Origin of the sequence: Streptomyces sp. 8K308, assembly GCF_004348315.1 — a bacterium.
In the GTDB taxonomy this organism is placed as follows: domain Bacteria; phylum Actinomycetota; class Actinomycetes; order Streptomycetales; family Streptomycetaceae; genus Streptomyces.
On the sequence record NZ_SMKC01000457.1, the window covers coordinates 1 to 4,674 of the forward strand.

The 4,674-nt window shown below is 73.4% G+C and carries 4 protein-coding genes; 3 read left to right on the plus strand and 1 reads right to left on the minus strand.

Features of this window, described 5'->3' with window-relative positions; translation table 11 throughout:
• Positions 1-106: 106 nt before the first annotated feature.
• Positions 107-841: an HAD-IA family hydrolase gene (locus E1265_RS33880; RefSeq protein ID WP_132934785.1), complete on the plus strand. Its 735-nt coding sequence runs from the start codon at positions 107-109 to the stop codon at positions 839-841.
• Between the two features lie 7 nt (positions 842-848).
• Positions 849-3,266: a glycosyl hydrolase family 65 protein gene (locus E1265_RS33885; protein ID WP_132934786.1), complete on the plus strand. Its 2,418-nt coding sequence runs from the start codon at positions 849-851 to the stop codon at positions 3,264-3,266.
• A 22-nt stretch (positions 3,267-3,288) separates the two neighbouring features.
• Here the strand turns inward: E1265_RS33885 and E1265_RS33890 are convergent, their stop codons facing one another.
• Positions 3,289-3,990 carry an FCD domain-containing protein gene (locus E1265_RS33890; RefSeq protein ID WP_132934787.1) on the minus strand — a complete coding sequence of 234 codons (702 nt, stop codon included), beginning with the start codon at positions 3,988-3,990 and terminating at the stop codon, positions 3,289-3,291.
• 185 nt (positions 3,991-4,175) lie between these two features.
• Between E1265_RS33890 and E1265_RS33895 the strand changes: the two genes are divergently transcribed.
• Positions 4,176-4,658 (plus strand): gluconokinase, encoded by a 483-nt coding sequence (locus tag E1265_RS33895; RefSeq protein WP_243741305.1) that lies wholly within the window; start codon positions 4,176-4,178, stop codon positions 4,656-4,658.
• Positions 4,659-4,674 lie beyond the last annotated feature (16 nt).

The following is a 4,674-nucleotide window of genomic DNA, read 5'->3' on the forward strand; positions in this document are numbered from 1 at the left end:
CTCCGGGTCCACGCCGGCCCGGCCCTTCCCGAGGCCGGGCGCGCGCCAGGGCGTGTGCGTTTGCGGGGTGGGCGGGGGCGGGGTCCCATGGGAGGAGGAGGTGGAGATGACGATGCCGGAGTTGTGGGGTTGTCAGGGCGTCGTCTTCGATACCGACGGCGTCATCACCGACTCGGCCCGGGCGCACGCCGCCGCGTGGAAGGAGGCGTTCGACGCCGTGCCGGGCGTGGATCCGCCATTCGACATGATCGACGAGTACCGGCGGCACGTGGACGGCAGGTCGCGGCTCGACGGCGCGGCCGCGTTCCTCGCGGCGCGCGGGCTCGACCTGCCGATGGGCGAGCCTGACGACCCGCCGGGGACCGGGACCGTGCACGCCGTCGCGGCCCGCAAGGAAGAGCTGTTCCGGCGGGTGCTCGACGAGGAGGGCGTCGACGTCTACCCCGGCACCGTGCGGCTGCTGCTCGCGCTGCACGGGGCGCGGGTGCCCTGCGCCGCGATCTCGTCCTCACGGCACGCCAGGGAGCTGCTGTCCAGGGCCGGGGTGCGTTCGCTGCTGCAGACCGTGGTGGACGGCAACGACGTGGCCAGGCTCGGGCTGCCGGGCAAGCCCGATCCGGCGCTGTTCGTCGAGGCGGCGCGGCGGCTGCTGGTGCCCGTCGAGTCGGCGGCCGTCGTGGAGGACGCGCTGGCCGGCGTGGAGGCGGGGCGGCGCGGCGGGTTCGGGCTCGTGGTGGGCGTGGACCGCACGGACACCCCGACCAGCGCGAACGATCTGCGGCGGCGCGGCGCCGACCTGGTGGTCGGGGACCTCGGCGAGCTGCTCGGCGCGCGGAGGTGACCAGGACGTGCCCGACTGGACCTGGGAGTACGAGGGCTACGATCCGCGGGCCGAGCGGCTCCGCGAGGCGCTGTGCACCCTGGGCAACGGCTACTTCGCCACGCGCGGCGCGGCGCCCGAGACCAGCGCCGGACCGGCGCACTACCCGGGCACCTACGCCGCGGGGCTCTACAACCGGCTGCCGACGGTGCTGGCCGGCCGGCTCCTCGAACACGAGGACATGGTCAACCTGCCCAACTGGCTGCCGTTGCGCTTCCGCATCCACCCCGACGAGGGCCCGGACGGCCGTTGGTTCCACCCGGACCAGGACATCGACGGGCTGCTGCTCTACCGGCAGGCCCTCGACCTGCGGCGCGGCGTCCTGACCCGCTGGATCAGGTTCCGCGACGAGCACGGCCGGCACCTGGGCGTGGAGCAGTCGCGCATCGTGCACATGGCGGACCCGCACCTGGCGGCGCTGCACACCACGTTCACCGCCGAGGACTGGTCGGGGACGGTCGAGGTGGAGTCGGCGATCGACGGCATGGTCGGCAACACGGGCGTGTCCCGCTACCGCGACCTGGCCAGCCACCACCTGACACGGATGGGCACCGGGACGGCGGGACCGGCCGAGCCCGGCGTGATGTGGCTGCGCTGCCGCACCACCGCCTCGGACGTGCGGGCGGTGGTGGCGGCCAGGACCCGGGCCGACCCGGACGGCGCGCCGGAGAACGTGCGCAACCGGCGGTCGGACTTCCGGATCGCGCAGCGGCTCACCGTGCCCATCGAGCCGGGCCGCACCGGGAGCGTGGAGAAGGTGGTGGCGCTCTACACCTCGCGGGACGCGGCGATCAGCGGCCCCATGGAGTCGGCGCTGGCGGCCGTGCGGGCGGCGCCGGACTTCGCCCGGCTGCTTGACTCGCACCTACAGGCGTGGGAACGGCTCTGGCGGCAGGCGGAGTTGGAGGTGCCGGGGGAGTCGGGGCACGTGCTGCGGCTGCACGGGTTCCACCTGCTGCAGACGTTGTCGCCGCCGCACACCGCCGAGTTGGACGTGGGCGTGCCGGCGCGCGGCCTGCACGGCGAGGCGTACCGGGGGCACGTGTTCTGGGACGAGCTGTTCGTCCTGCCGTATCTCAACCTGCACTTCCCCGAGTTGTCCAAGTCGCTGCTGACGTACCGCTACCGGCGGCTGCCGGCGGCCTGCCGGGCCGCGCGCGCACTGGGCCGGGAGGGCGCCTGTTACCCGTGGCAGTCGGGCAGCGACGGGCGCGAGGAGACGCCGGAGGTGCACCTCAACCCGCGCTCCGGGCGGTGGCTGCCGGACAACTCGCGGTTGCAGCACCACGTCGGCTCGGCCGTCGCCTACAACGTGTGGCGCTACGCGCAGGCCACCGGCGACACGGAGTTCGCGCACACCAGGGGCGCCGAGATGCTGCTCCAGATCGCCAGGTTCTGGGCCTCGACCGCCGAGTTCGACGCGGCGCTCGGCCGCTACCGGATCCGGCGGGTGCTGGGGCCCGACGAGTATCACGACGGCTATCCGGACGCGCCGGAGCCCGGCCTTGACGACAACGCGTACACCAACGTCACGGCGGCGTGGGTGTTGGCGCGCGGCCTCGACCTGGCCCGCACGCTGCCGGCCTCGCGCCGGCAGGAGCTGTTCGAGCGGATCGAGCTGCGGGGCGGCGACCTCGAGCGCTGGGAGGACGTGTCGCGGCGGCTCCATGTGCCGTTCCACGAGGGCGTGGTGAGCCAGTTCGAGGGCTACGGCGAGCTGGCCGAGCTGGACTGGGACGACTACCGGGAGCGGTACGGCGACATCCGGCGACTTGACCGGATCCTGGAGGCGGAGGGTGACACGGTCAACCGCTACCGGGCGTCCAAGCAGGCCGACGTGCTGATGCTCGGCTACCTGTTCTCGCCCGAGGAACTGCGGGAGATCTTCGGCAGGTTGGGCTACGAGCTGTCGGACGAGGCGTGGCGGCGCACCGTCGACCACTACCTGGCGCGCACCAGCCACGGCTCGACGCTCAGCGGGGTCGTGCACGCGTGGGTGCTGGCCCGCGCCCGGCACGGCGAGGCGTGGACGCACCTGCGGGAGGCGCTGGCCAGCGACGTGGCCGACCTGCAGGGCGGCACGACGGCCGAGGGCATCCACCTGGGTGCCATGGCGGGCACCCTGGACCTGGTGCAGCGCGGCCTGACGGGGCTCGAGACGAGGGAGGGGCTGCTGTGGCTCGACCCGGCGCCGCTGCCCGAGCTTTCGGAGTTCGGTCTTCGGGTGCGCTACCGGGGCGTCGAGGTGCGGATCAGGATGAAGCCGGGGCAGCTGTGGATCAGCGTGCCGCCGTGGGAGGAGAGCGGGGTGCGGGTGGTGCTCACCCCGGACCTGGGGGCCGAGGTGGCGCCCGGGGAGGAGCGGCTCCTTCCGCTGGCCGGCTGACCGCGGCGTTGGCGACGGGGCGTTACGGCGCCAGGATGTCGAGCTCGCGCAGCGCGCCCTCGGTGATCTCGCGGGTCAGCCGCTCGGCGCGCTCCGCGTCGCGGGCCCGGATCGCCTCGGCGACCTGGACGTGCAGGGTGACGGCCGCCGGGTCGGGGTCGTCGAACATGACCTGGTGCCGGGTGCGGGCGGAGAGCACCTCGCTGACCACGTCCCCGAGCCGGGCGAACATCTCGTTGCCCGAGGCGCGCAGCACGGTGCGGTGGAACGCGATGTCGTGCACCAGGTAGGCGTCGAGCTGGTGGCCGTGTGAGGTGGCGACCATCTCCAGCACGTGCCGGGTGATCTCGGCGCACTCCTCCGGGCTCGCGTTCCTGGCGGCGAGGCCGGCGGCCACCGGCTCGATGGCGGACCGCAGGGTGGTCAGCGACCGCAGCTGGCGCGGCCGGTCGGCGCCGGCCATGCGCCACCTGATGACCTGCGGGTCGAAGACGTTCCACTCCTCGGCCGGCAGCACGGTCACGCCGACCCGGCGGCGCGACTCCACCAGGTGCATGGACTCCAAAACCCGGACCACCTCGCGGACGACGGTGCGGGAGACCCCGAAGCGCTCCTCGAGCTCGCCGGTGCGCAGCACGCTGCCCGGCGGGTAGTCGCCGGCGGTGATGGCCGGCCCGAGGGTGGCGAGGAGCTTGGTGTGGAGCCCCTGGTGGCCTCTGTCCATGACTGGTTCTCCCGCTCCCCCTCGTTCCCCGTCGCCGGGGATCAGCTTACGGGCTGGCCTCTCATATGACGTTTAGGTCACGGGCTCTTGAATAAGTCATACATATGAGGTTGAGTGTCGGCACCATCCAGGTCGAAGGAGACAGTGTGGTGCAACACTCGCAGGACGCCCCGGTCGTGGTCGTGATGGGCGTCGCCGGCTCGGGCAAGACCACCGTCGGGCCGCTGCTCGCCGACCGGCTCGGCGTCCCTTACGCCGAGGCCGACGACTTCCACCCTCCGGCGAACATCGCCAAGCAGTCGGCCGGCATCCCGCTGGACGACGACGACCGCGCGCCCTGGCTCGACGCCATCGGGGCCTGGGCCCACGAGCACGCCGGCTCCGGCGGGGTCGTCAGCTGCTCAGCCCTCAAGCGCGCCTACCGCGACCGGCTGCGGGCCGCGGCCCCCGGCATCTTCTTCGTGCACCTGGCCGGTGACCGCGAGTTGATCGGCGACCGCATGGCGGCTCGCACCGACCACTTCATGCCCCTCTCGCTCCTCGACTCGCAGTTCGCCGCCCTCCAGCCGCTGGAGGACGACGAGGCGGGCGTCGCGATCGACATCGCGACCGGCCCCGAGGACATCGTCCGCCGCGCCCTCGAGGCCGTGCCGGGCGCCGGTCGGTAGCCGGCCGGACCCCGCC